The 533-nt window shown below is 47.3% G+C and carries 1 protein-coding gene; it reads right to left on the minus strand.

Features of this window, described 5'->3' with window-relative positions; genetic code table 11:
• Positions 1 to 533: MFS transporter (locus tag BV372_RS34105; protein ID WP_143845496.1), on the minus strand; the 533-nt coding region annotated here is incomplete at both ends.

Here is a 533-nt window from a genome sequence, read left to right on the forward strand (position 1 = left end):
GTTGGGTTACCAGCAGCATCGGTCGCAGCATGTCCAAAAATATAAGCTAACGTTCCCAAGGTAATGGTCATCCCAATCGACCCGAGGATGAGCAGCGGTTTGCGACCAAATCTATCTACGAAAGCGATCGCTACGAGGGTAGTAATAATGTTGACGGCTCCAGTAATGACTGTAATCGTGAGCGAATTCTTTTCTGAGAACCCGACTGCTCGCCACAAAACACTGCTGTAGTAAAAGATGACATTAATCCCAACTAATTGCTGGAATACAGATAAGCCGATTCCGATCCAAACAATTGGCAGCAGTCCGCCACTTCTGCTTAACAGGTCAGACAAGTTAGGACGGCGTTCTTGCAGCACTGTTTGGCGAATTTCTGCGATTTTTTCCTGGACGTTACCCCCCAAAATCTTGGTTAAAACGTTAGCCGCTTCTGGTTCTCGATTTTGGGCAACTAAGTAACGCGGAGATTCTGGAATCGTTAAAGCCGCCATGCCATAGAATACTGCTGGCGGCACTGCTGACCAAAACATCCA

The sequence above is a fragment of the Nostoc sp. T09 genome (assembly GCF_002154695.1).
Lineage (GTDB): Bacteria > Cyanobacteriota > Cyanobacteriia > Cyanobacteriales > Nostocaceae > Aulosira.